At 58.0% G+C, this 24,651-nt stretch carries 24 protein-coding genes and 1 pseudogene; 13 read left to right on the top strand and 12 right to left on the bottom strand.

The features are described from left to right. Positions 1–53: 53 nt before the first annotated feature. From SIC19_RS14040 to SIC19_RS14050, 3 genes are all read right to left on the bottom strand, one after another. Entirely contained in the window at positions 54–509 is a 456-nt protein-coding gene (locus SIC19_RS14040) for an EVE domain-containing protein (protein ID WP_127401854.1), read from the bottom strand. Between the two features lie 79 nt (positions 510–588). Further along, entirely contained in the window at positions 589–1,278 is a 690-nt protein-coding gene (gene trhA, locus SIC19_RS14045) for a PAQR family membrane homeostasis protein TrhA (RefSeq protein ID WP_081899296.1), read from the bottom strand. A gap of 91 nt (positions 1,279–1,369) precedes the next feature. Then, positions 1,370–2,080, bottom strand: coding sequence for a Crp/Fnr family transcriptional regulator (locus SIC19_RS14050; RefSeq protein WP_085679204.1), 711 nt, complete (start codon positions 2,078–2,080; stop codon positions 1,370–1,372). Positions 2,081–2,227: 147 nt separating this feature from the next. Here SIC19_RS14050 and SIC19_RS14055 point away from each other — a divergent pair, with 147 nt between their 5' ends. Then, the gene (locus tag SIC19_RS14055) at positions 2,228–3,148 is read left to right on the top strand and encodes an AEC family transporter (RefSeq protein WP_127401853.1); all 921 of its coding nucleotides are present in this window, start codon (positions 2,228–2,230) and stop codon (positions 3,146–3,148) included. Here the strand turns inward: SIC19_RS14055 and rrtA are convergent. Further along, positions 3,138–3,725, bottom strand: coding sequence for a rhombosortase (gene rrtA / locus SIC19_RS14060; protein ID WP_127401852.1), 588 nt, complete (start codon positions 3,723–3,725; stop codon positions 3,138–3,140). The genes SIC19_RS14055 and rrtA overlap by 11 nt on opposite strands. Before the next feature lie 93 nt (positions 3,726–3,818). Here rrtA and SIC19_RS14065 point away from each other — a divergent pair, with 93 nt between their 5' ends. Then, positions 3,819–5,480, top strand: coding sequence for a M12 family metallo-peptidase (locus SIC19_RS14065; RefSeq protein WP_127401851.1), 1,662 nt, complete (start codon positions 3,819–3,821; stop codon positions 5,478–5,480). Here the strand turns inward: SIC19_RS14065 and SIC19_RS14070 are convergent. The 3 genes and pseudogenes from SIC19_RS14070 to thpD form a co-directional block, all read right to left on the bottom strand. Then, positions 5,452–6,102 carry a cation transporter gene (locus SIC19_RS14070; protein WP_041334016.1) on the bottom strand — a complete coding sequence of 217 codons (651 nt, stop codon included), beginning with the start codon at positions 6,100–6,102 and terminating at the stop codon, positions 5,452–5,454. The genes SIC19_RS14065 and SIC19_RS14070 overlap by 29 nt on opposite strands. 80 nt (positions 6,103–6,182) lie before the next feature. Beyond that, positions 6,183–6,635, bottom strand: coding sequence for a Cd(II)/Pb(II)-responsive transcriptional regulator (gene cadR, locus SIC19_RS14075; RefSeq protein WP_085679212.1), 453 nt, complete (start codon positions 6,633–6,635; stop codon positions 6,183–6,185). 33 nt (positions 6,636–6,668) lie between these two features. Beyond that, positions 6,669–7,582 (bottom strand): annotated as a pseudogene (gene thpD, locus SIC19_RS14080) (ectoine hydroxylase). Positions 7,583–7,864: 282 nt separating this feature from the next. On the opposite strand from thpD, the gene SIC19_RS14085 reads away from it, so the two are divergent. Both SIC19_RS14085 and SIC19_RS14090 read left to right on the top strand, forming a co-directional pair. Next, positions 7,865–8,458, top strand: a complete 594-nt coding sequence (locus SIC19_RS14085; RefSeq protein WP_036208860.1) for a DUF2845 domain-containing protein — start codon at positions 7,865–7,867, stop codon at positions 8,456–8,458. 2 nt (positions 8,459–8,460) lie between these two features. Next, a complete protein-coding gene (locus SIC19_RS14090) occupies positions 8,461–10,149 on the top strand; it encodes an HAD family hydrolase (protein ID WP_127401850.1) in 1,689 nt (562 codons plus the stop codon). A gap of 2 nt (positions 10,150–10,151) precedes the next feature. On the opposite strand, the gene SIC19_RS14095 is transcribed toward SIC19_RS14090, so the two are convergent. Then, a complete protein-coding gene (locus SIC19_RS14095; RefSeq protein WP_127401849.1) occupies positions 10,152–11,399 on the bottom strand; it encodes a substrate-binding periplasmic protein in 1,248 nt (415 codons plus the stop codon). A gap of 141 nt (positions 11,400–11,540) precedes the next feature. Between SIC19_RS14095 and SIC19_RS14100 the strand changes: the two genes are divergently transcribed. From SIC19_RS14100 to SIC19_RS14135, 8 genes are all read left to right on the top strand, one after another. Next, complete coding sequence (locus tag SIC19_RS14100; RefSeq protein WP_091642905.1) at positions 11,541–12,257, top strand: response regulator; 717 nt, start codon at positions 11,541–11,543, stop codon at positions 12,255–12,257. Further along, positions 12,244–13,713: an ATP-binding protein gene (locus SIC19_RS14105; RefSeq protein WP_127401848.1), complete on the top strand. Its 1,470-nt coding sequence runs from the start codon at positions 12,244–12,246 to the stop codon at positions 13,711–13,713. Before SIC19_RS14100 ends, SIC19_RS14105 begins: the two co-directional genes overlap by 14 nt. 109 nt (positions 13,714–13,822) lie before the next feature. Beyond that, positions 13,823–14,329, top strand: coding sequence for a carbohydrate porin (locus tag SIC19_RS14110; RefSeq protein WP_267285177.1), 507 nt, complete (start codon positions 13,823–13,825; stop codon positions 14,327–14,329). A gap of 10 nt (positions 14,330–14,339) precedes the next feature. Then, positions 14,340–14,687 carry a carbohydrate porin gene (locus SIC19_RS14115; protein ID WP_267285176.1) on the top strand — a complete coding sequence of 116 codons (348 nt, stop codon included), beginning with the start codon at positions 14,340–14,342 and terminating at the stop codon, positions 14,685–14,687. A gap of 41 nt (positions 14,688–14,728) precedes the next feature. After that, the gene (locus SIC19_RS14120; protein WP_127401847.1) at positions 14,729–15,988 is read left to right on the top strand and encodes an ABC transporter substrate-binding protein; all 1,260 of its coding nucleotides are present in this window, start codon (positions 14,729–14,731) and stop codon (positions 15,986–15,988) included. A 54-nt stretch (positions 15,989–16,042) separates the two neighbouring features. Continuing rightward, a complete protein-coding gene (locus SIC19_RS14125; RefSeq protein ID WP_036208877.1) occupies positions 16,043–16,969 on the top strand; it encodes a carbohydrate ABC transporter permease in 927 nt (308 codons plus the stop codon). After that, positions 16,962–17,831 carry a carbohydrate ABC transporter permease gene (locus SIC19_RS14130; RefSeq protein ID WP_036208880.1) on the top strand — a complete coding sequence of 290 codons (870 nt, stop codon included), beginning with the start codon at positions 16,962–16,964 and terminating at the stop codon, positions 17,829–17,831. Before SIC19_RS14125 ends, SIC19_RS14130 begins: the two co-directional genes overlap by 8 nt. Positions 17,832–17,837: 6 nt before the next feature. Beyond that, the gene (locus SIC19_RS14135; protein ID WP_127401846.1) at positions 17,838–18,953 is read left to right on the top strand and encodes an ABC transporter ATP-binding protein; all 1,116 of its coding nucleotides are present in this window, start codon (positions 17,838–17,840) and stop codon (positions 18,951–18,953) included. Between the two features lie 22 nt (positions 18,954–18,975). Here the strand turns inward: SIC19_RS14135 and SIC19_RS14140 are convergent, their stop codons facing one another. Further along, positions 18,976–20,508 carry a cryptochrome/photolyase family protein gene (locus SIC19_RS14140; RefSeq protein WP_127401845.1) on the bottom strand — a complete coding sequence of 511 codons (1,533 nt, stop codon included), beginning with the start codon at positions 20,506–20,508 and terminating at the stop codon, positions 18,976–18,978. A 100-nt stretch (positions 20,509–20,608) separates the two neighbouring features. After that, the gene (gene moaA / locus SIC19_RS14145) at positions 20,609–21,601 is read right to left on the bottom strand and encodes a GTP 3',8-cyclase MoaA (protein ID WP_127401844.1); all 993 of its coding nucleotides are present in this window, start codon (positions 21,599–21,601) and stop codon (positions 20,609–20,611) included. 185 nt (positions 21,602–21,786) lie between these two features. On the opposite strand from moaA, the gene SIC19_RS14150 reads away from it, so the two are divergent. Beyond that, positions 21,787–22,224 carry an RrF2 family transcriptional regulator gene (locus SIC19_RS14150; RefSeq protein WP_127401843.1) on the top strand — a complete coding sequence of 146 codons (438 nt, stop codon included), beginning with the start codon at positions 21,787–21,789 and terminating at the stop codon, positions 22,222–22,224. On the opposite strand, the gene SIC19_RS14155 is transcribed toward SIC19_RS14150, so the two are convergent. Both SIC19_RS14155 and SIC19_RS14160 read right to left on the bottom strand, forming a co-directional pair. After that, the gene (locus tag SIC19_RS14155; protein WP_127401842.1) at positions 22,221–23,315 is read right to left on the bottom strand and encodes a fatty acid desaturase family protein; all 1,095 of its coding nucleotides are present in this window, start codon (positions 23,313–23,315) and stop codon (positions 22,221–22,223) included. The genes SIC19_RS14150 and SIC19_RS14155 overlap by 4 nt on opposite strands. A gap of 68 nt (positions 23,316–23,383) precedes the next feature. Then, the gene (locus SIC19_RS14160; RefSeq protein ID WP_127401841.1) at positions 23,384–24,487 is read right to left on the bottom strand and encodes a ferredoxin reductase; all 1,104 of its coding nucleotides are present in this window, start codon (positions 24,485–24,487) and stop codon (positions 23,384–23,386) included. Between the last annotated feature and the right edge of the window lie 164 nt (positions 24,488–24,651).

Consider the following 24,651-nt stretch of genomic DNA (forward strand, 5'->3'; position numbering starts at 1 on the left):
GCGGAGCCTGAATTCTAAAGGGAGTAGGGCGGATTGGGTAGCGGGAACTTTGCTCAGGCGTTGGCGAGTATGATCCGCCACTGCTCTTCAGTAACGGGCATCACCGACAGGCGGTTGCCACGCCTGATCAATGCCAGACCCTCAAGCCCTGGCAGGGACTTGATTTCATCCAGTGGGATCAGTCGTGGCAGTTTTTTTTCAAAGGCCATATTCACGGCCTGCCAGCGCGGTTTTTCCGGTGTGCTTTTGGGGTCGTAGTAGGGCGAATCTTCCCGGAACTGGGTCGGGTCCGGATAGGCGGAAGTCACGACGCGGACAATCCCCGCCACGCCAATGTGTTTGCAGCTGGAGTGGTAAACAAACACGTCGTCCCCCTCGGCCATTTCCCGCAGGAAATTTCGCGCCTGATAGTTGCGCACTCCGTCCCAGGGGATGGTCTGATCCTTCGCGTTCTCAAAGTCATCGATGCTGCATTCGGACGGTTCGGTCTTGACCAGCCACTTTGCCATTGTTCGGCTCCCGACATGGTGAGGTTATACAGTATAACCAAAATCCGGCTCGTCTGGCCGTTATGGCACGGTCACGCTGTCACAGGGTATGGGGCAGGACGCCGTAGTAGATTGCGCTGAAGTGCAGGGCGCTGCCGCCGATGACGAACAGGTGCCATACCGCATGCATGTAGGGAATGCGGTCCGCAAGGTAGAAGCCGACGCCGGCTGTATAGACCACGCCACCCGCGATGGTCAGGTAGAGGGCTGTCTCGCTGATGCTAGCTACCAGGTCCGATGAGGCGAAGGTGATCAGCCAACCCATGGCAATGTAGATACCTACACGTGCCAGTTTGAAGCGGTTCTGGAAGATGACTTTCAGAACCACGCCGGTAGCCGCCAGGGACCAGATGATGGCAAACAGGGTCCAGCCGCTGGTGCCGCGCATGTTGACCAGCAGGAAAGGGGTGTAGGTGCCGGCGATCAGCACGAAGATGGCGCAGTGATCCAGGGTCTTGAACAGTGCTCGCATCCGGGGATGGCGAGCGCCATGGTAAAGCGCCGATGCCAGGTAAAGCATGATTAGGGACGCGCCAAAAATGCTGAAGCTTACAACCTTCCAGACATCACCCAGTTGGCTGGCCGCGACGATCAATGCAACCGTGCCGATCACGCTAAGAAGGGCGCCGAGGCCGTGGGTGGCACTGTTCAGCCATTCCTCGATACGGTGATGGACGGATTCTTCGGGGTTCTCGCGAGCTTTCATGGGTACCTGGTTCGGTTCTGTCATGCCGCTACGGTACTTCAGCGTACAGGTGTACGCAATAGACGAAGTGTGACGTGTTGTTCAGCTCGAACCTGTAATGACACTGTTCGATGGATTATCCCGAGCTGCGGCCGTTGCCGGACGCCTTTTTCAGCCTTGAGAAGGTTGCCGGCACCACGCCCAGCCACGACGCCAGCTGGTTGTCCGGCACCCGCTTGATCAGCTCGGGATACTCGTCCAGCAACAGCCGGTAACGCTCCTGGGCCGGCATGGTTTGCTTGCGGAACTCCCTCATGCTGGTCAGCTCGGCGACTTCCTCCGTCAGCACAATGGCGAACTTTTCCCAGGCGCCATCCCCCTGTGCCTGGACTGCTGCCCGGAACGCGGAAAAATCGGCCACCCAGAGTGTTGCGGGGGTAACGGCTGTGAGGCACAGGGTGTTGCGGGAAGTTCGGCTTCTGCCAAAGACAGGCCAGATCAGATCCCCTTCCGTGAAAAAATGGTGGATGGCCACCTTTCCCGCCAGTGATTCCCGGAACAGTCGAAGCACACCGTGCTGGATCAGGTACACGTTACCCCAGGGGCGGTTGTGTCGCTCCAGATCGGTTTCAGCGTCCACCCGGCATTTCTGGAACAGTCCGCCCAGTTCACTGACGAAGCGCTGTTGGGGGTTGTCGCTGTCGTTGCTCAGATGAATGCCAAAGCAGTGGCTGAGCCCACTGAGTAACGCATGGGACTCCGGCGCGGGCTCATGCCAGATAATATCCCGGTGTCGCTCTGCCAGCATGCAGGGGGGCGATGAGCTGGCAATCGGTTCCTGTTTCATGGGAGCACCTTGGCTGAGTCGGTTGTCGGAGTTTGGCATCTGGATAGGTACATTCAAAATAAATTAAACCAGTTTGTCTTAGCGGCTGAATCAATATTCCTGCTGGTGTTAAACTCGGTGCCTTTCTTGCCCTGTACCGGAGTCAGCATGGCCGCGGCCCTCGCACTGTTCTACAAACTGCTCCCCCTGTATATCACGGTTGCCCTGGGTTGGGTTGCCGGGCGTTATCTTCAGGCCAGCGGTAAACACATCGCCGGTATCATGCTCTACATTGTAACGCCCTCTGTGGTGTTTTCCGGCGTTATGGCGGCACCGCTCTCGACGGAAGTGATCCTGTTGCCACTACTGGTTTTTACGCTGTGTTCGGTGCTCGGTTTTGCGCACATGAGGATTGCCCGCGGAATAATCTCGGACGGCAGTGCCAGTCTTATTCCGTTGTCGGTGGGCACGGGCAATACCGGTTATTTTGGCATACCGGTGGCATTGCTGCTGTTTGGTCAGGAAGGACTGGCGCTTTATATCGTGTGCATGCTGGGTACGACGCTGTTCGAGAATTCCGTGGGCTTCTATCTGGCCGCCCGGGGACGGTACAGCCTCAAGGATTCCCTCGTGAGGGTGGCGCGGCTGCCTTCGGTCTACGCCTTTATGTTGGCGGTTGTGCTGAACCTGAACGGATTTTCCATCCCGGATGTTTTCACGCCGCTTTTCGACAACCTTCGTGGGGCCTACAGCGTCCTCGGCATGATGATTATTGGCATGGGGATTCTCAGTTTTCGCGGGCTGGCGGGCAACCCGCGTTTTACCGGCCTGGCGTTCTTCGGCAAGTTCGTGTCCTGGCCGCTGGCAGCCATCCTGCTCTGGTGGCTGGATGCCCGTTTCTTCGGTATCTATAACCTGGCCGTCTACCAGGCGATTTTCCTGATTTCCATAACGCCCATTGCCGCCAATACGGTGGTCATAGCCACGCTGCTGGACACCGCGCCAAAACAGGCCGCCGGCACTGCCTTGCTGAGCACCTTGTTTGCCCTGGCGTTTATTCCGGTGATGGTGGCCCTGGTTATGCCGTAACCCGGGGAGCGGTGCGTAAGGTGAACAAGCCCGCTATCAGGCCGGTGAGCGCGCCAAGCCAGTGGGATTGGACGATGACATGGCCCCCAATCAATGGGTTTTCGCCAACCGCCGGGTATAGAAACACCTCCGTTGCCATCTTCAGCAGAATGAATGCCAGTATGGTGATGCTCCAGCGGGTATCCGTTTTGATATTGAACAAGGCCGTAAACACCAGAAGCCCATGAAGACAGCCTGAAAACCCCCGATACCAGTCAACCTCGGGCGCCGCCAGAAACAGGCCTGAAGAGATGGCGAGAGGGGAGAGAATCAGGTAGCTTATCCAGCTCGGCAGGGGGGGATGCCTTGTGAACAACAGGCCGGTTACCAGTAGCCCCGCCAGGTTGAGTAGCAGGTGGTTCGGGCCCAGGTGGGTCCAGTGGCCGGTGAGCAGCCGCCAGTACTCGCCGCCAGGAATACCCTCACGAGACCATTCCAGAGCGCTTGCCGGCCACAGGAATGCAGCCGCCAGCAGCGCTGCCAGTACCGTGAATCTCGGCCAGTAAGGGAACAGTTGTGGTGATCGTGTGTGTGTCATAAATACACGGCGTTACGCAAAACGCCTGGTGCCCTGTTTGCGAAGTGATTAGATTTTGTGCACCCCCTTTAAACAACAAAACAGGGATGTTCAATGCAGTTCAAGTTTATACAGGTTGTTGCGGCCATAATCACCCTCATGCTCCTTGCTGTAACCCCTGTGGTTGCGGACACCAGCACGGCTCGTGATATCTGGATCGACGGCCATGATTACGCAGCGGTGTTGGAGGAGAACTTGCGGGTGGACAACACCCGGGATTCCGACCTTGCCGGCACTCACTATAAAGGGCACTTCCCGGAAGACCCGGACAGTTGGGTGAGGGTTTCCCGCCTGGACAGCGGTTGGGAAGGCTTGGCGTACGTTTTCGGGCGTATGCATGCCATCGGCGATGCCCCTCGTGCCAGTCGCGTGACCAGTTTTAGTACCAGCCAGTTGGAGGCGCCGCAGTGCGGTCTTGATCATCTCCATGGCCGAACATTCATCACTCCGCAAAGCTTGACCGGTCGTGCCATGGCGCAGGCGGTCTCCGCCAGTTACGACACACTCTGCGCAAACAAGGTAGACGGCGCCTGCTTGATGCTGGAACTTGAGCTGGCATTTGACCAGCAGTTCCAGGATCGCTTCCCGGGCGACTTCCAGGGCCGTGCAGGAGCCATACTGAATATGGTGGAGGGCTTCTACGCCGATCAGTTCGGGATTGTGTTCGATACCTTATCGCTGACGTTCACCGGGCCGGGGACGTTCGACAGCACCACGGATGCGGGAACCCTGCTGGACGACGTAACTGCCCGGAGAGGCAGCCGAATTTTACCGTTCCTGGAAAGCGAACGGTCGATATTTCACCTGATCAGTGGTCGCGATTTTGCTGGCTCCACGGCAGGTCTGGCGTGGGTTGGTACGGTGTGTTACTCGCAAGGCTATGCCTCCGGTATTACCAATGCTTATAACTCTAACGCAACCACTGCGGTTGTGATCGCCCACGAGATTGGCCATAACCTGGGGGCAAGCCACGACTCGCCAGATAATGGGTGCGATGAAGGCGTAAATATCATGAGCCCTTATGTGGTGTCCTCGGCCACGCAGTTTTCCCAGTGCTCCGACGATGCCATTACCAACAGGATTTCCCAGCTAAATTCGGTCGAACAATGTTTTAACTTCCCGGCGGATGCGGGGCTCACCGCCGTCTCCGGAAACCCGAGTGAGGTTCAGGCTCAGTCGTCGTTTCAGGCGCATTTCGACATTGCGTATCGCCGGGCTGCCGAGCCAGCAGACGGCCTTGTCGTTGCAGGGGCTATCGGTGATCAGGAGGGGCGCTTGCTTGGCGTCAGTGTAGGTGGCGCAGCCTGTACCTTGCTGGGCACCGATGCCTATGACTGTGGTGAAATACAGGCTAGAACGGGGCTTCAGCTCAGCGTTCACGCGGTTGCCGGCGATCGCCCGACTTTCAGTTTGCTGCAGAATGTGAGTCTGGCCAGCAACAGCGGTGACGTTAAGGATATCCGGCCGATAAACGATTCGATACTGACGGAAATTGCGGTTACCGACAATGAGTCTGGGACGACGGGAGATCCGGACGACGCTGAACCGACATCAGGCACGCCGGAAGCCACCGGCTCGGATTCCGGAGGCGGTGGTGGCGGTGGTTCCGTTTCCTGGTGGTGGCTTGTGGCCGCAGTATTCGCGGCAGGCCTTCGTGGTCAGGGCCGTGTGGGCCAGCCAGTACGAGTTATCGGACTTCCGGGCTGGCGGAACTGACTGACGCCTGTTTGGCGCCTTCAATATCCTTCCGGGCATGACGCACTACGCTGACACCCGCGGTAATAGCCAAGCCGCCCATGATGGTCGCCACGGCCAGGTCAGGCCACGCGGTGCCAGTACCAAATACCCCCAGGGCGGCCACCATGACAGCGACATTGCCGATAGCATCGTTGCGACTGCACAGCCACACCGAGCGCATGTCAGAATCACCGTCCCGATAGCGGAACAGTATCAGTGCCACAACGACGTTTGCCACCAGTGCCATAAGGCCCACGACCCCCATGGTCAGCGGCTCCGGTGTGATGCCGCTCTGAAGTACCCAGATGGCCCGGGCGAGTACGATGACACCGAAAACGGCCATCGTAATACCTTTCACCAGGGCGGCCCGGCCGCGCCAAAGCATACCCATGGAAAGTACGGTCAGGGACAGCACGTAGTTGGCGCTGTCGCCAAAGAAGTCGATGGCATCGGCCATCAACGACACCGACCCGGATTGAAGGCTTGCGATGCCTTCCACCAGAAACATTGCAAGGTTGACCCAAAGCGCAATCCACAATGCCTTTCGAAAGCCTGGAGCGGGGGATTTTGGGTTGGGGGCGGAGCAGCTACTGCAGGCCATGAATACCTCCTTATGTGAGACTGTATTCATTAAAAACCCTGTAGCTACTACAGAGTCAAACCCCGTCGCGAAAATGGTGTTCAACGAGAGCCGTGAGTGCCGGGAATATGGTTGTGGTTGCCGGAGGACGCTTCGTGGGCCGGCTCCGAAGTCAGTCCGCCGAGGATGCCGCACTCGCTGACTGTACGGCCTTCGGAGCAGGCATGCTGCAGTTGTTCAAGGGTATCTTCCAGGCTTTCAAGCTCCTGCAAACGCTCGCGTACATGGCTGAGGTGCCGAGCCAGAAGGGCATCCACCTCACTGCAATCAGAGTCCGGCTGGTCGGCCAGGCGTATGAGCTCCCGGATTTCGTCCTGTGCCATATCCAGGTTACGGCAACGTTTGATGAACAGCAGACGATCAAGGTGGCTTTGCCGGTATTGGCGATAGCCACTGGCCAGGCGGTCGGGTGCCGGCACCAGCCCGATTTTTTCGTAGTAGCGAATGGTTTCTACCGGAATGCCTGTGGTTTTCGAAATTTCGCCAATTTTCATGGTTGTTCGCCTGCCGTTTGTCCGCCAAGACCGTTATGGGTTCCTGACCGGCTTCAATGGTTCCAGATTTTTCCGGTTGGCCAGAAATTCAGGCCGTGGTTTATTGCCACAATAAGGCTCTTCCAGAGTATTGTGAACGCTGTTGTAAACGAAAAACAGGTTGCTTCGCGGCCAGCACGACATATTCACGTTGGAACCATGCAGCGTGTTGCACTCGAAGATGATCAACGACCCCGGTGGGCCCTTCGGTGCCTCAATGGCGTTCTCGTCCATCAACCGGGTCAGACTGGCGGCGTCCGGCACCCCGAGATCCTGGCTCTTGAGGGATTCCTTGTAGTTGTCCTCCGGCGTGCGACCGACGCAGGGGATAAAATACTTCTGGGAACCCGGAATCAGCATCAACGGGCCGTTGAACTCGTTGTTGTCGGTCATCACGATGGAACAACTGAGGCTGCGCATGCGCGGCATGCCATCCTCGCTGTGCCAGGTTTCGAAATCGGAATGCCAGTTGAACCCCTTGCCTTTGAAACCGGGCTTGTAGTTGATCCGCGACTGGTGAATGTAGACCTCGCTGTCCAGCAACTGACGCACGATGTTGAGAAGGTGAGCATCACGGGTCAGCCGGTCAAAGCGCTCCGAAATGTCATGAATGCCGAAGATGGATCGAATCTCCTCCTTTCCGGGCTCAAGAATGGTGCCCTCAGACAGCTTGAGGTCGTCATCGTCCTCGTAGTCTTTAAGCTCTTTGATAAACCCGTCCATCTCGTCCTTGGAGAAGAAGGAATCAAAAAACAGAAACCCCTCTCGTCGAACTCTCGCACCTGCTTGGCGGACAGTGGGCCGTCTGACAGGCGCTCCGAAGGGGTGTGTACCACAGGATCCAGTCGCTCAAACATGCCCAGTTTGCGTTCGAGGCGTGTCGGAAACAGGTCTTGTGGGCGTGCCATATGTGTCCTCCTTATTGCGTAGGTAACCTGATTCGTTGGGGTCTTAAGATGTATTTCAACCGTTGATATGGAGGAGACCCTTGAAACATCTTCGAGCGAGGCCGCAGTTTGAAAAGTCCACTACCAACCCAACCGGCCATGAGTCGTGGTCCTTTGAACAGTGAACGTTGATTGCCGAGGATCAGACGGTGGTTGTTTACGTGTTTTTTACGATTTACGGGTGCCCAACTCCTTTTCATGCTTCTACTATGGAAGGTTAGGAGCGTTCAGGGGAGGAAAGGTATGCGGTTGCCGTTATCAATCAGAGTGTTGTTACTTTTGGTTCTTCCGGGGTTGGCTGCCTTGCCGGGTGCCGCCAATGGTGCTTTTCGCTGTGGCTCGTCACTGGTGGACGTCGGCGACTGGCCAGTGGAGGTTGAAGAGCGCTGCGGTGCGCCGGATTACGTAGCGACCTACCCAACGGCCACCGTTCCCGGAATAGGTGTTGTGGGCGAAGTCGAGCATTGGTACTACAACCCCGGCCCACAGGGATTTATTCGCCGCCTTGAATTCAGGAATGGCAAGCTCCGGCATGAGCACAGCCTGGGCTATGGCTTCGCCGGCGACAGTGCCGGTGACTGCTCTCCGGCGCGGCTGCAAAGCGGGCTCAGCGAATTCGAAATGGTGGCCTATTGCGGCGAGCCGCTTTCCCGGCGGGTCACCTGGGAACCCGTTGGCCGTGGATCAACGGTCGCCGGTCACTACCGTGCCGATCAACTGGTGCCTGTGGAAGAGTGGCTGTACGAGACTGGAAAGACCCAGTTCCGCCGCATCGTCAAGTTGCGTAATGGGCGGGTGGTTCACGTGGAGACCGCGAAGAAACCAACGGGAAACTGATTATGGCCCGATTCAGCGATGGACTGCCCGCACCCTCGGTATTGATGTTTGACTGGCATGGCACGCTGGTGGATACGCACGACGCCATGTTCAGCGCCATGGAAGAGGTGCTGCCGCAGCTGGAAGACCTGGGCCTGGTGGACCGGCTGCTGCCCGAGGACAAATGTCGCACCTCAGACGATGCTCGCCTGGTCCGTTACATACGGATCTTCAGGCGGCTGCACCCGCGCATTCTGGCGGAACGGCGGGTATCACGAACCGATATCTTCAACGCCATCTTTGGCGACGATAAAGACGCCAAGCTGATTGCCCATAAAGCCTACAATGATTGTTACCGGAAATACTTCGGCAAGGTGCGGCCCTTCCAGCAGGGCGCCTACGAGTACCTGACCGCCATGAAGGAAATGGGCATCCAGCTGGCGGTGTCCACCAACCGCAACCGGGAGTTCCTGGACAAGGAGCTGAGCATGGTGGACGAGGGGCGCTGGAGCAACCTGTTTGACGCTACGGTGTGCGCTGACGATGTCACCGAGTACAAGCCCGACCCGGAAGTGATTACCCGCGTGCTGGAGAAACTGGGGCTGCCAGTCGACGAACAGGCCTGGTATGTGGGCGATAGCTACGTGGATATGCTCACGGCCAACCGTGCCGGGGTATCGGGTGTTTTCTACAATGGCGCCTGTTGGGAGCCGGATCGAATTGACAGTTGGTTCAGTTATCGCGACGCTCCGGCCGCCATACTGGACAGCTTCGAAGACCTCATAGACCTGTTGGCGTTGCTGGAGCGACATCAGCCAAAGGCGTTTCGGGCCACTCCGGCGGAAGTCCGGCCACGGCCCTATCCTCGGCCGGAACCGCCACAGCCCCGCATTGAGCCGGATTGGCATCCTGCCGTTGTCAGCCTGATCCGCCCGTCGGTGGTGTTGTTCGACTGGCACGCCACGCTGGTGGATACCCTGGACGCCATGTATCACGCGGTGGATGATATGTTCCCGGAATTCGAGGAACTGGGCCTGGTCAGCCGTATGCTGGCGCCGGAAGACAGCAAGACACCGGAAGACGCTCGGCTGGTGGCTTACGTGCGGGAGTTTGCCAAGCTTCACCCCAAGGTTCGGGCCGACCGCAAGATTTCGCGCACCGATATTTTCGAGGTCTTGTTCGGGGAGGATCAGGAGGCCAAGCAGATCGCCCACAAAGCGTTCAATCGTCACTACCGCGAGCACTACGGCACGGTGAAAGCCTTTGAGCCGAAGGTGCGGGCCGTTCTTGAGGGACTTCGGCGGATCAATATTCAGGTGGGTGTTATTACCAATCGTGACCGGGAGTTCTTCGAGCATGAGTTGGCCGCCGTAGAGGACACCGGTTGGACGCATCTGTTTGATGTGGACGTCTGTGGAGACGACACGCCGCTGAGAAAACCTCATCCCGATCAGCTTTATCTTGCCGTGCAGAAGCTGGATTACCCGCCAGACCCGAGCGTCTGGTACGTAGGTGACAGCACCACAGACGTGATAGCCGCCAAACGCGCCGGCATGACGGCGGTGTTTTTCAACGGTGCGCAGTGGGATTTGCCCTGGCTGAACCGGATCTTTCCGGGCACTCACAAGCATCCGGATAAGCCGGATGTGGTGGTCAATGACTTTTCGGAATTCTGGGCGCTGGTGCTGGCCTGCGAAATCGGCCCGCCGTAATCTCAGTGAGGCCGGCTGTTCGCCAGCGCCTCTTCGATGTCGAGTCCAAGGGAGATAACGCCCTTTGGCAGCTTGTCGGTAACGGGCCCAACGGGGGCGCTGACCGTCACCTGAAAGCGGGACGTCGAGGCATCGTATCGAATGTCCGAAAGGTACATGGCCTCCAGCCCGGTTAAGCCGGAGCGGATGTTTGATACGACAGCGTTGAACTTTGGCTCATCCCCCTGCCAGTAATCCGAGGTAAGTTGGCTCATGGCGACCAGAGTGCCCATGTTATTGGAGAGCAATGCCTCGGTGACCAGTTCCGGGTGAGTAAGCGTCCAGGCATTCAGAGTTCGCGATCCCGGCAACTCAAGTATGGTAGTGGCAAGGTCGGTTGCCTTTTCCGGTGCCCGTGCCTGCCACATGCTGTCGAAGGTCAGTACGTCCGCCAGGGTTTCGAGGCGTGGGCCGGCATCAATGGCTTGTTGCAGGTCCAGCATGCTGTCGAGCTCGCTGAACAGCCGGTCCGCCAATTGCCTTATGCGCTTGTCCTCCTCTGCGGAGAGTGTAATCTGCCCCTCCATGCACCCGGGTAGATAGCGGTTAAAGCTTGAGATGAAGCCCGGGTTGTTGGCGGTGAAATTCTCGCTCATATACAGATACAGCGGCGCGTAGCGAAGAAAGTGTGCGTTCAACTCGTTGTAACCCGTACCCTCCATGTGTTGCAGGCCACTCATGGTTCGCTCATCCATCAGAGCGGCGTCAATTCGCCCGCGCCTGAGCAGGGCTGGCAATTGGCTTGGTGATGACACGCTCAGAAAAATGTTATAACCATTGGCTTCGAGCCAGGCTTTCTCGTTGCTGCCGTCGACAACGCCGATACGGGCGGTGTCTGGGATGGGGCCGGGTTCTGTGTTGAAAAGGTACCACTTCTCCAGCGATACCGGGTCACTTCTTTTTGCCGTGATATCCAGCTCTGTGGACGGATCTATGGCAAAGTATCCGTCAATGAGATTGCGGCTGAGTGAGTGCGCAGCCCGGTTCTGGGGAGCGAGCCGAATGTTCGTGGACCAGCCGGCCTGGTTGGCCGCGCAGGTCACGGTATCTACGGTTTCGCCAACCACATTCGCTACGCCATCCGCTGTCTGTGCAGGCATCTGGTAAGGCGGGGATTCAAATGTGTAGAGAGTGAGTGTGGGAGGCCCGGCGTGGCACACGGAAACAGCTAGGGTGCCGAGTACGCTCAGGGCCATAGGCCGAAGATCCATGATGACCGTGTCATCCCTTTTGTTGACAATGCTGACTGAAGACTAGCATTTGGATGTGGGTTTTGCGTTATTTTGTCTGACAGCGGCCCGACAAAGTTCAGGCATCTCCCCGCTCGAATGAATAACAATAAAGGCTTATGAATGTCTGATGTAAAAACATCGATTCTGGTTGTTGACGACGACCTGGCAATCCGTGAATTGTTGCATGAGCACCTGTCTCGTGTCGGCTACGATGTCATGACCGCGGCCGAGGGCGACAGTATGCGCCGCACTCTGTCAGAGGCACGGGTCGATCTGATTGTCCTTGATGTCATGTTGCCGGGCGACGATGGCTTCACGCTGTGCCGTGAGATTCGTGAGCACTCACAGGTGCCGATCATCATGCTGACCGCGAGCTCGGACGAAACCGACCGTGTGGTCGGCCTTGAAATCGGTGCCGACGACTACCTGGCCAAGCCCTTCAGCGCCCGGGAGTTGCAGGCCCGGGTCAAGGCACTGTTGCGACGCTCCGGGTTCAATCGTGCGGACAATCCCCGGTTCGTATGCTTTGATCGCTGGCGGCTGGACACCCAGGCCCATGAGCTTATCTCGGACCAGGGAGAGGCCACGCCGTTGTCCGGCGCGGATTTTTCGTTGTTGCAACTGTTCCTGGCACACCCCAATGAAGTCCTGGACCGTGACACCATTTCCGGCGTTACCCGGGGGCGGGAGTCCATGCCGCTGGACCGGGTGGTGGATGTGGCGGTCAGCCGCCTGCGCCAGCGCTTGGGAGATCAGGGGCGCAGCCCCAGGCTAATCAAGACGGTGCGAGGGGCAGGGTATCTGCTGGCGGCAACGGTGACCCATGGCGCGGAATAATGAGGGGGCCGTAGAAACCGGCCGCAAGGTCTGGCGTCTTGTGCCCTCGTCGCTTCTCGGACGCATCCTGTTGCTGACTCTGCTGGCAATGGGCGTTGCCCAGGTCGCCTCCAGTGTGATCTGGGTAGGCACATTCCGCGCCCAACAGGTGGAGGGCCTGGTGAACACCACCCGCAACCTGGCCTCATCAGCGGCGGCAACGACACAGTTCTTCAAGTCTCTGCCACTGGAATACCGGCATATCGTGCTGGACCAGCTGCGGGATATGGGAGGCTCCCGCTTTTTTGTCTCCCTCAACGACAAACACATCGATATGCGTGCGTTGCCTGACAGTGAACGCAAGCGCCTGGTGACAGACGAAGTCGTGGCGGTGTTGAAAAGCCGGTTGGGCAAATCGATCAATCTGCACGTGGAATTTGTTCACCCCGATGATCTGCGAATACTGAATACCCAGTTGCCATTGGATGCGTTGCCGAAATCCTGGGCTCACTATGCTTTGACACTGGAACCCATCAAACCACCTGTTCTGGTGACCCAGGTGGAGATTGCTACAGGAGAGTGGCTGTACCTGGCTTCGCTGTTGCCGGCGCCCTATGTCTCGCTGGATGATGAAAGCATCCCGGGCCAGCAGATCGTGTTTATCCTGGTGATGATAGGGGTTCTGTTCCCGGTGCTGGCCTGGCTGGTGCGTCGCCAGACCCGACCACTGCACAAGCTGGCCAGGGCAGCGCGGGACCTGCCACTGGATGAACACCGATCACCATTGAGAGAGCAGGGTAGTGCGGAAATTGTGGCGGTAACCCGTGGCTTCAATACCATGCATCGGCGGCTACAAAGTTACATCAGCGACAGGGATCAGCTGTTCCGCGCCATCTCCCATGATCTGAAAACCCCGATAACCCGGCTTCGCCTGCGCGCCGACCTGATTGACGATGCCGACATTCGCGAGCGATTCGAGAGCGACCTTCAGGAGCTGGAATTGCTGGTGAAGGGGGCCTTGCAGGGGATGAAGGACACCGACATCCATGAAAACGTGGAGTTGGTTGATATTGACGGCATGTTACGGCGAATGGCGGAAGCGTATGGAGGAGAGAGCCCGCGGGTAGTCGTGGAAGGAAACTGCGCGGCTTATCGCGGCAAACCACTGGCGCTCAAACGATGCCTGGGTAACCTGGTGGACAACGCTGTCAAGTATGGGGACTCTGCGACCATCTGTGTGGAGGACTCTCCAGAGCAGTTGACGATCCACGTCAGGGATTACGGGCCGGGTATTCCGGAGGCCGAACTTGGACGGATTTTCGAGCCCTACTACCGCCTGGGCCAGGAACACCGGCGGGGGCATGGGCTTGGTCTCGGCATAGCCCGTAACATTGCCCAAAGCCATGGTGGCGACCTTGAAATCGCGAATTGGCCAGGCGGTGGCCTGGACGTCACCCTCACGCTGCCCCGACATTGAGGTGGCATGTAACAACCGTGTTACATCGGCCTTTCAGTTTGATACGTTCCTCCCCGAGGTATTGCCATAGACTCCGATATTGCTAATACAACAAAAACAAGGAGTCATTATGAATACCCATAAAACGTATCGTTCTGCCCTGATCCTGGGCGCCAGTCCCCTTCACAGACTGACAGCCGCCGTAGGCGTGGCGTCGTTGGGGTTGTTTGCCGTCCAGGCGCATGCCCAGGAGAGCGTGGAAGAACGCTTGTCCGCCCTGGAGCAACAATTGGCTGAGGTCGAACCCCATGCCAAGGGTGAGCAGGGCTTCTCCTTCAACACCTACGCCCGTTCGGGCCTGCTGCTCAACAGCGATGGTAAAAGTGCTCCCGGCGGCCCCTACCTGACCCCCGCTGGCTCTGTTGGTGGGGCCGTGGGTCGGCTGGGTAACGAGCCGGATACCTATCTCGAAGCCATCCTTACCGCCAATAATTATTTCGGCAACGTGCAGTGGCTGATCAATGGTATGTCTGCTGCGGATAACGATGAGCGTGTCGTAGGGGGCGTTATGGAGGCCGCTGACTCAGGTGTGCAAACCATGCTGGCCTACCACGGCAATCCTGGCAGAAACCAGTAAGGACCGCTACGTGGAAGGGGCCGAGTACCAATGGCTGACCTTCAACACCCGCCTGGCCAACGAACTGGGCGCCAACTTTGAAATGCAGTACGAAGCCTCCTGGCAGGTGATGGACCTGCAAACCGAAGGCTACGAAGGCCGTGGTGATGTGGATGGCGACTACGCCCGCTTTACCATTGCACCGACTTTCAAGCCTCAGGTAGGCGGCTTCTGGAACCGCCCGGAAATTCGGGTTTTTGCTACCTACTCCACCTGGGACGACGAGCTTAACCGCTACGACGGCGGCGATGCCCTGGGGCAGGAAGACTTTGGTGGCAGCCAATGGACCTTTGGTACCCAGATGGAAGTCTGGTTCTGAGCCTGACAAACGTCTCCACGACAAGAATAAGGAGTCATGATATGAAATCGTTCAAGCGTCATCTTACAGCTCTGGCGGTCTCTGCCGCCCTGATGCCAACAGCGGCCGTTCAGGCCGGAGAAGTCGAGGTTCTGCACTGGTGGACCGCCGGCGGTGAAGCGCGTGCTGCGGCCGCTCTCAAGAAAATGATGGAAGAGCAGGGCCACACCTGGAAAGACTTTGCCGTAGCCGGCGGTGGTGGTGAAGCCGCCATGACCGTCCTGAAAACCCGCGCCGTTTCTGGCAATCCTCCTGCTGCCGCCCAGATCAAGGGCCTGGATATTCGTGAATGGGCGGAGCTGGGTTTTCTGACCAGCCTCGACGGCGTCGCTGAGGCGGAGAACTGGGATCAGCTCATACCGCCAATGATTTCCGACGTTATGAAATACGAAGGCGAGTACGTGGCTGTGCCCGTGAACGTCCACCGGGTGAACTGGTTGTGGGTGAACCCGGAGGTCATGAAAGATGTTGGTGTTGAGGTTCCCACTACGCTGGACGAGTTCTTTGAAGTGGCCGATAAGCTGAAGGCTGAAGGCTATATTCCGCTCGCGCACGGTGGCCAGCCCTGGCAGGACGCAACGGTATTCGATGCCGTGGCGCTGGCTGAGCTGGGCCCCGATGATTACCGCAAGGCGTTTGTCGAGCACGACATGGACGTGATCAACAGCGCCAAAATGGAAGAGGTCTTCGCACAGTTCGCCAAGGTCATGAGCTACGTGGATGACGATGCCGCGGGCCGTGACTGGAATACGGCGACGGGCATGGTGATTCGCGGTGAGGCGGCCATGCAGATCATGGGCGACTGGGCCAAGGGCGAATTCACCGCGGCCGGCCTGACACCGGGAGAGGATTACCTGTGCGCACCGGCGCCGGGCACCGCAGGCCAGTTCACCTTTAACGTGGATTCCTTCGCGATGTTCACGCTGTCCGAGGAGGAGGACATCAAGGCCCAGAAGGATCTCGCCCGAACCATCCTGGAACCGGAATTCCAGACCCTGTTCAACCAGAACAAGGGCTCAATCCCGGTTCGTACCGACATGGACATGAGTGATTTCGATACCTGTGCCCAGGCGTCGATGGATACCTTCAAATCCAGCGCGGATGACGGCGGTCTGGTGCCAAGCTTCTCCCACGGCCTGGCGACCACCAGCTACATCCAGGGCCAGATCTTCGATGTGGTCACCAACTTCGTAAACTCCAACAACCCGGACCCGGCAAAAACCACGGACCAGCTGGCAGCCGCCATCCAGTCCGCCATGTAATGCCGTATCAGGCCGCCCGGTGGGCGGCCTTCGGGTTTCTTCAGGGGATTCCTCATGGAACACACTCAACGTCGCGCCACCGGGGTGGCCAGGGCATCGTCTGGCCTGATGGATGGCCTGCAGCGCTGGTTGCCCAAACTGGTGGTGGCCCCGACCTTCCTGCTGGTTGGCATCGGGATCTATGGCTACATGCTATGGACGGGCGTGCTGTCATTTACCAATTCCAGCTTCCTGCCCAGTTACAATTTCGTCGGCCTTGAGCAATACGCCAAGCTGATGGAGAGCGAGCGCTGGATCGTCGCTTCATGGAATCTGGCGATATTTGGCGGGCTCTTTATCGGCATCTGCCTGTTGATCGGCGTGGTGCTGGCGATCTTTCTGGACCAGCGCATCCGCCAGGAAGGCGCGATCCGGACTATTTATCTCTATCCCATGGCGCTGTCCATGATTGTCACCGGCACCGTCTGGCGCTGGATTCTTAACCCGCGCCTGGGCCTGGAAAAACTGATGCACGACTGGGGCTGGACGTCCTTCAGCTTCGACTGGCTGGTGAACTCCGACTTCGCCATCTACACCATTGTGATGGCCGCTGTCTGGCAGGCCTCCGGCTTTGTGATGGCGCTGTTTCTGGCCGGGCTGCGGGGCGTCGACTCATCCATTATCCGTGCTGCCCGAGTGGATGGTGCCAGCCTGCCGGTGATCTACTGGAAAATCATCCTGCCGTCCTTGCGGCCGGTGTTCTTCAGCTCCGTGATGGTGCTGGCCCACATTGCTATCAAGAGTTTTGACCTGGTGATGGCGATGACGGCGGGTGGCCCGGGCTATTCCACCGACCTGCCGGCGGTGTTCATGTACGCCCATACCTTTACCCGTGGCCAGATGGGGCTGGGCTCTGCCAGCGCCATGCTGATGCTGGGTGCGATTCTGGCATTGCTGGTGCCTTACCTGTATTCCGAACTGAGGGAGAAACGCCATGACTGATATGGTTCGTACCGGCTTTCGCCCCAGCCGCATTGCCATCTATGGCGTGCTGCTTCTGGCCTGCCTGGTGTACCTGATTCCGCTGATCGTGATGTTGATCACCAGTTTCAAGACGCCCATGGATATCCGCTCTGGCAACCTGTTGGCACTGCCCACCGACTGGACAACCATCGGTTGGACCAAGGCCTGGTCCGAGGCCTGCACCGGTGTGCAGTGTGAGGGCGTGAAAGGGTATTTCTGGAACTCGTTCAAGATGACGGTGCCAGCGGTGATGATTTCCACCCTGCTGGGTGCCTTTAACGGCTACGTGCTGTCGAAGTGGAAATTCAAGGGCTCGGATCTGTTGTTCGGGATGTTGCTGTTCGGCTGTTTTGTGCCCTTCCAGGTGGTGCTGCTGCCCATGGCGGCCACCCTTGGCAAGCTGGGCATGGCCAACACCACCGCTGGATTGGTGCTGGTCCACGTGATCTACGGGGTGGCCTTTACCACGCTGTTTTTCCGCAACTATTACGTGGCCATTCCCGACGCTTTGGTGAAGGCGGCCCGGCTCGACGGCGCCGGCTTTTTCACCATCTTCTTCCGCATCCTTCTGCCCATGTCCACGCCTATCTTCATGGTGTCGCTGATCTGGCAGTTCACTCAGATCTGGAACGACTTCCTCTTCGGCGTGGTGTTCGCCAGTGGCGACAGCCAGCCCATCACCGTGGCCCTGAATAACCTGGTGAACACCAGCACCGGGGTGAAGGAATACAACGTGGATATGGCCGCCGCCATGATTGCCGCCCTGCCAACGCTGGTGGTGTACATCGTGGCCGGCAAGTACTTTATACGCGGCCTGACGGCCGGCTCCGTTAAAGGGTAAAACAACATGTCACAACTTGAACTGCGGGACATCCGCAAGACATACCCGGGGGCCCTCGATGAGACCCTCAAGGGCATCAACATCGACATTGCATCCGGTGAGTTCCTGACCCTCGTTGGGCCGTCCGGCTGCGGCAAGTCGACCCTGATGAACAGCATCGCCGGCCTGGAAACCATTACCGGCGGCTCAATCGTGGTGGATGGCAACGACATCTCCAACATGGAGCCCAAGGACCGGGACATCGCCATGGTGTTCCAGTCCTACGCGCTGTACCCCACCATGTCGGTGCGCGAGAACATTGCCTTCGGCCTGAAAATCCGCGGCATGCCGAAAGACGAGATCCAGCAGGAAGTGGAGCGGGTGGCCGACCTGTTGCAGATTTCCGCATTGCTGGACAAAAAACCAGCCCGGCTTTCAGGCGGTCAGCAGCAGCGAGTCGCCATGGGGCGCGCCCTGGCTCGCAGGCCGAAGATCTATCTGTTCGATGAGCCGTTGTCCAACCTGGACGCCAAGCTGCGGGTGGAAATGCGCACCGAAATCAAGAAGCTGCACCAGCGCCTGAAAACCACCATTGTGTACGTGACCCACGACCAGATCGAAGCCATGACGCTGGCGGACCGGATCGCGGTGCTCAAAGACGGCGAACTGCAGCAACTGGGCACGCCGAAGGAAGTGTACGACACGCCGGAGAACCTGTTTGTGGCGGGCTTTATGGGCTCGCCGTCCATGAGTTTTATCAATGTGACGGTAGAGCAGGCTGGATCAGGCCTGGTGGTCAACGTTGAGGGTAGCGATGGCCGGAAACTTGCCCTGCCAGTGCCGGATTACCTGAAGGGCTGGGCCGGTAAACAGGTGGTACTCGGCATCCGACCGGAGCACATAAGCCAGCCAGATGAACAGAAAAGGGATAGCCAGATGGTGGCCGAGAGCCGGTTTACGGTGGAGGTGACCGAACCCACCGGGCCGGACATCCTCGCCGTGATTCGCCTTAACAATGTTGATGTGCAGTGCCGGCTGGATGCGGAACACCCGGTGAACTGGGGTGAAGAAGCGGAGCTGATGTTCGACATGAGAAAGGTCGTGTTTTTCGACCCGGACAGCGAGAAGCGCATCCGCCCATAGTCGCGCCAGCCCCTCTCCGTTTTCAGAGTTGCTCCAGGTGTGCCAGCAAGTTGTCGGCACGCTGGAGCAGCGCCTCCCTCCTTTCTGGTTTCTGCTTGTCCCAGTTGCGGTACATCATGCCCATGCGCGGATTGCTGGCAAAGTCTGCCCGATGACGATTGATGAAATGCCAATAGAGCGCATTGAACGGGCAGGCGTCGTCTTCCGTGGCCTTGTTGACCTTGTAGTGGCAGTTGCTGCAGTGGTCCGACATGCGCTGGATGTATTTGCCGCTGGCGGCATAGGGTTTCGATCCCAGATAGCCACCGTCTGCGTGCATCACCATGCCCAGCACGTTGGGTAGCTCCACCCAGTCGTAGGCATCGGCATACACGGCCAGGTACCAGTCACAGATCTCCTCCGGCTTGACGCCGGCCAGCAGCGCAAAATTACCGGTCACCATCAGCCGCTGGATATGATGTGCATAGGCGTTGCGACGAGTGGCATCAATGGCCTTGTGCATGCAGCGCATCCTGGTGTTCCCGGTCCAGTAGAACCAGGGCAGGGAACGGGTATTACCGAGCCGGTTTTCCTGTGCGTACCCTGGCATATGCAACCAGTAGATACCCCGCACAAACTCACGCCATCCCAGGATCTGGCGGATAAAGCCCTCCACTGCGTTAATCGGCGCACGCCCCGAATACCAGGCCTGTGCGGCGGCCTCGCAGACGGCCAGTGGATCCAGCAAGCCGCAATTGATGTAGGGCGACAGGATGGAGTGGAACAGCCAGTCTTCATTGTCGGACATGGCATCCTGAAAGTCGCCGAAACAGGGCAGGGCGAAATCGATGAAGTACTCCAATGCCTGCTCTGCGTCCTCGTGGGTGACGGCAAAGTGAAAATCCTCTGTGGTGCCGAAGTGTTCGGTAAAGTGTTGCTCTACCAACTCAATCACCTCCCGAGTCACCTTGTCGGGCTCAACGCGGTAGGGAGCCGGAGCCGCCGGTTTTCCCGTCCACTTACGGCGGTTGTCGGCGTCGAAATTCCATTCGCCGCCCTCAGGCTTGCCATCTGGCGTCATCAACAAACCGGTTTTTCGTCGCATTTCCCGGTAGAAGAATTCCATTCGCAGCTGTTTACGCCCCTCTGCCCAGTCCGAAAACGCCTGCTTGCTGGCGATAAAACGCGTATCCGGCCGGATCTCGACCGGCACACCCAGGCGCTTATGCCAATGGCTAACCTGCTCGTGCAATCGCCACTCGCCGCACTCTGTCGTGATCACCCTGTCAGCGCCGGTTTCCTTGAGCTGATTGGCGATGACAGACTCGAGATTTCGGGTTTCGTTATCGGGGTGGTAAGTCTGGTAGTGAACCTGCCAGCCATCATCCTCCAGCCGCTGTGCGAAATGGCGCATGGCGCTGAACAGCAGAACCAGTTTTTTCTTGTGGTGATTGGTGTAGCTGGCCTCGTCGTGGACCTCTGCCATCACGATTCTGTCTCGTTTTCTGTCAGCGTTGTCGAGTGCGCTGATGGCGGTGGTCAGCTGGTCACCGAGTATCAGAATCAGATTGGACATAGCGGGAAACGACCTCCATACCTGGGGCAGCAATCACCCATGATCGCCACGATGTGGTACGAAGGATACGCCAGCGGCGCAAGGCTGGTTCAGCTGGAAGCTAGCCGCCGGTCATATTCATAAACCGAAGAATCTGAACGTCACCCTCGCTGGAAAAGTGATGGCGCTCCGGTTTCAGGTCCATGGCGTTGATGATGGTTTCACGGAGTTTGTCATCGGTTTCCGGGTGGCCGCGCAGCACGCGGCGCAGATCAACGGAATGCTCGTTGCCCAGGCATAGCAGCAGACGGCCTTCCACCGTGACCCGAACGCGGTTGCAGGTAGAGCAGAAATTGTGGGAATGGGGCGAGATGAAACCGACCCGAATGTCGCTGTCCGGCATGCGGTAGTAGCGGGCGGGGCCGCCGGAATCTTCCGGTGTGGGAACCAGCTCATGGCGCTGGCTGATGATATCGCGCACTTCGTCGCTGGTGCACAGCACCTGACCACGATCATGATCGGAAATTTCACCCAGTGGCATTTCCTCAATGAAGGTAATGTCCACTTTCTTTTTGCGGGCAAACTCAACCAGCTCTGGTACTTCCTGGTCGTTGCCACCTTTCATGACAACGGTATTGAGTTTGATGCCCTCAAACCCCGCCTCTTTTGCAGCGTCTATACCATCAAGAACCTGGGCAAGCCGGCCGGTGCGGGTGATGCGGCTGAATTTCTCGGCATCCAGGGAATCCAGGCTGATATTCAATCGTTTGAGCCCGGCCTTGCGCAGTGGCTCTGCCATGGTGGGCAACTGGCTGCCATTGGTGGTCATGGCGAAGTCCCGTAGGCCAAATGTGCCGATTTCCTTGACCAGTTCCAGAATGCCCCGTCTGACAAGCGGCTCTCCCCCGGTCAACCGAATCTTTTCGGTGCCCAGGGATACGAAGGTCTTTGCCACCTGGGCAATCTCTTCAAGCGTCAGCACCTGCTGCCGTGGCAGGAAGGTCATCTCCTCGGCCATGCAGTACACGCACCGGAAATCGCAGCGGTCTGTGACGGACAGACGCACATAGTTGACGGTGCGACCAAAACGGTCTGTCAGCGCGGCGTTGGGCATGGGTAAGTTCCCCGTCTGGCTTTGTATACAACAAGCATAACCAATGTGTGGCGAATAACCCAACCCAATATCGACAAAAGAACCATTCGGGCATAAGAACCGGTTTCATGAATCCTGCGTATACAAGTATCGGTTTAGCCACTTTCGGTGTGAACCTGATATCGATGACTTATTGGAGTTGATGAATGCACATCACCCGTTACACCGATTACTCCCTGCGTGTTCTGGTTTACCTGGCGGTCCAGGGTGAAGAGCTGGCGACCATTCAACAGATCGCCGACAGCTATGAGATCTCCAAGAATCACCTGATGAAAGTCGTTCATCAACTCAACAAGAAGGGCTACATCGAAACCGTCCGTGGCAAGAAAGGAGGGATGCGCCTGCAAATGGCGCCGGAGGACATTAATGTTGGCATCCTGGTCAGGGAAACCGAACAGGATCTCAGTGTTGTGGAGTGCTTTTCCTCCAGGAATGCCTGCCGCATCACGCCGGTCTGTGGGTTGAAATCAATGTTTGGCGAGGCCTTGACGGCATTCCTGGAAGTGCTGGACCGATACACGCTGGCCGATATTATTCACGACCAGCATCGCCCTCAGTTGCTACGACTTTTGCAGATCGCTTAACTCAAGGCCCGGTTGCTGAATTCCGGTAGCAGCCGGTTGCGCATCCGGTCCGGCAGTGAATAGCCGAAAATGCGTTTCAGCACGGTTGAATACTGTTTGGCGAAGGTGCCAGTGTTGTAGGGAATGCCGTGCTTTTTACACACCGCTTGAACTTTCTCCGACATTTCGGGGTAGCGGTGGGCCGGCAAGTCCGGGAACACATGGTGTTCAATCTGATAGCTCAGATGGCCGCTCAGCAGGTGCACCCACTTACTGCCGGTAAAGTTGCTGGAGCCTGTCAGTTGGCGCAGGTACCAGTGCCCCTTGCTTTCTCCTTCGCACTCTTGTTCGGTGAACGTCTCCGCATCCTGGGTAAAGTGGCCACAGAAAATGACCGTGGACGACCACAGGTTACGGATCAGGTTGGCGCCAATGTTGCCTGCCAGTACCACCGGAGCCACCGGAAAGGTGATCAGCGGGAAGAACACATAGTCCTTGAAGGCCTGACGGCCGCCCTTGCGGAAGAAGTCCTTCAGGAACGGAATCTTTTCCCGTACCGAGATTTCCCGGCGGCGGATTCGTTCAGACTCCAGCTCATGCAGCCCCACGCCCCACTGGAAGAACACGCTCAGCAGGATATAGTTGATGAGCTGCAAGCTATGGGCCGGCTTCCATTTGTCGTCGTCGCTCAGGCGCAGCAGCGCATAGCCATAGTCCCGGTCCTTGCCAATAATATTGGTGTAGGTGTGGTGCTCGTAGTTGTGGGTGCGGCGCCAGGAATCGCCAGTGCACACCGTATCCCATTCATAGGTCTGCGAGTGGAGCGACGGGTCGTTCATCCAGTCGTACTGGCCGTGCATGACGTTGTGGCCGATCTCCATGTTTTCGATAATCTTGGAGATACCCAGCGCCGTGGTGGCGGCCAGGAACACGGGTGGGATAAACCCGAAGGGCATCAGCACCCGGCCACCGATTTCCAGGGATCGGTGAAGCCGAACGATCCTGCGGATGTAACGTGCATCCCGTTCGCCAAGATCGGAGATCACCTGATCACGAATGGTGTCCAGGTCGTTTTCAAGCTCTTTCAGTTGTGTTTCGTTCATCGTTTTCATGGTGACTCCTTGCAGAATGGTCGAACCATGTCTGCCAATAATGGGTTCAGGCGTTGTGGTGCGGCCGGTCAGAGTTCAACAGACACCGGCCCGCTCGGAACAGACACACAAAGCTGAATGGTTTCCTCGCCCGGGCCGGAGGCTTTCCCGGTCAGGCGGTTGATCACAGTGCCGCTGGTCTTGCGGCAACTGCACTGGTGACAGATGCCCATGCGGCAGCCGTAGCGTGGCGAGAGTTTCGCGGCCTCGGCAATGTCCAGCAGCACCGCATCGCCTTCGGACGAGACATCCAGGTTGCTGCGTTGGAAATGCACCGCTCCTCCGAGGGACTCGGTGTCGAGATTTGCGGACGGTGCGGAGAAGAAGGTGCTGTGAATGCGGTCTTCGCCAATCCCCCGCCGATACAGGAGATCGTTGGCCAGATCCATGAGCCCTTTCGGCCCGCAGAGATAGCACCGCCGGGCCGCAATGCCGGGAACCTCATCCAGGTGTTGCTCGCTGAGGAACTGGGGCGGGTGGGTGTCGCTGGTGGCAAACACCTTCAGGGTGAAGGCCGGCCAGCGACTGGCCAGCGCGTGCAGCTTTTCAGCAGCAATCACATCGGCCTGGGTGCGCACGAAATACAGCAGGGTCACCGGTGCCCGATAGTCTGATGCCGCCATGGTTTCCAGCTGGCTCAGCACCGGGGTGATGCCGCTGCCACCGGCGATGTACAGGGCTGGCTCCTGCGGATCGGGAATCTGGAAGTCGCCGAACGCCTCGCCCAGCCCGATGACAGCGCCTGGCTCCAGGTGGTCGTGCATCCAGTTGGTCACCAGGCCACCGGGAAGCCGTTTGATGGTCAGGGTGACGGTGCCGTCTGCGCGCCATTGAATGGGCGAACTGGAGAGGCTGAAGGTTCGGTTGCGACGCACGCCGTCGACATTGATGCCAATATTGACGTGCTGGCCGGCGGCAAAGCCTTTCCAGCGGCCGGCCGGCGCCAGGACAAAGGTTTTGGTGTCGGCGGTTTCGTTGTAGATGGCCTTCACCCTGGCCGGCGTGTATTGCCGTACCCACATCGGGTTGATGCGCTCCAGCAGGGGATCAAAAAAGGCAGCCGGGTCGTCCCGGTTAAAAAGCTGCCTGCCCAGCCAGTGCAGGGTCGGTGACTTTTCCAGTACAGATATCATGATTGCTCTCCTTTGTACTGATGTGTACAAGTGTTCACTAATGTGTACGACTGTACACACCGAGGTGTTAGGCGGCAATCAAGCCACTAACATTGTCCTGTAATGACAAGTTCGGGTTATTTTTAGTGTGGGCCTGTGTACACTTGTTGGCTTGTGATCAACCG

This window comes from Marinobacter sp. MIT930201, from assembly GCF_047122665.1.
GTDB lineage: Bacteria > Pseudomonadota > Gammaproteobacteria > Pseudomonadales > Oleiphilaceae > Marinobacter > Marinobacter salarius.